This is a genomic window from Sphingomonas sp. FW306-1B-B10E (assembly GCF_058782005.1).
In genome coordinates this window covers 30,339-31,230 of record NZ_JBYSXG010000055.1, presented here as the reverse complement: position 1 = coordinate 31,230, position 892 = coordinate 30,339, and the positions used below count along the sequence as shown (strand labels likewise).

The 892-nt window shown below is 68.8% G+C and carries 2 protein-coding genes; both read left to right on the top strand.

The features are described from left to right. On the top strand, positions 1 to 286 hold a 286-nt coding region (locus tag AC3WJI_RS17820), incomplete at its 5' end, for an ArsR/SmtB family transcription factor (protein ID WP_492758633.1). Beyond that, positions 283 to 762, top strand: a complete 480-nt coding sequence (locus tag AC3WJI_RS17815; protein WP_492758632.1) for an SRPBCC domain-containing protein — start codon at positions 283 to 285, stop codon at positions 760 to 762. The genes AC3WJI_RS17820 and AC3WJI_RS17815, both read left to right, overlap by 4 nt. The last annotated feature ends 130 nt before the right edge of the window (positions 763 to 892 follow it).

Below are 892 nucleotides of genomic sequence, written 5' to 3'. Positions count from 1 at the left end.
CCGCGCGATCCTCGCGCGGCTGGCGCTGGGCGAGACCAATGTCGGCGAACTCGCCAAACCCTTCGCGATGAGCGGGCCGGCGGTGACCAAGCATCTCAAGGTCCTCGAAAGCGCCGGGCTGATCTCGCGCAGCCGCACGGCGCAGCAGCGCCCGGCCAAGCTCGAGCCCGCCGCGCTCGCCGCGGCGAGCGAATGGCTCAGCGCCTATCGCCGCTTCTGGGAAGCCAAGTTCGACGACCTCGACGCGTATCTGGATGAACTGCAGCACAAGGGAGAGACGGAATGACCACGGAACTCGGCGTCGGCCACGGGATGACGATCACGCGCACCTTCGCGGCGCCGCGCGAACGGGTGTTCGATTGTTTTACCCAGGCTGAGCACCTCGCGCGCTGGTGGGGTCCGCGCGGATTCGACGCGCCGTTGTGCGAGGCCGACGCGCGCCCCGGCGGCAAGATCCGCATCGATATGCGCGGCCCCGAACCCTATGGCACCAACCCGGTTCATGGCGAGTTCCTCGAAGTCGACCGTCCCAGCCGACTGCGCTTCGTGCTTCGCGCCTTCGAGGAGGCCGACGGCAATTGGGGGATCGAGCATGAGGACACTTTGGTGTTCGAGGATGCGCCCGGCGGCGGCACCCTGATGCGCATGACGGTCCGGATCACCAAGGCGAGCGAGGCGATGCGCCCGGCGCTGAACGGCATGCACGAAGGCTGGACGCAGAGCTTCGACAAGCTCGACGAGTTGCTGCCGGAATTGGGGTGAGTAAAACTCCTCCCCGGCACGGGGAGGGGACCAGCCGCAGGCTGGTGGAGGGGGCCCTCCACCGGCGACACCCTATGGGGCACGCCCCCTCCACCACCGCCTTCGGCGGCGGCCCCCCTCCCCGTTCCGG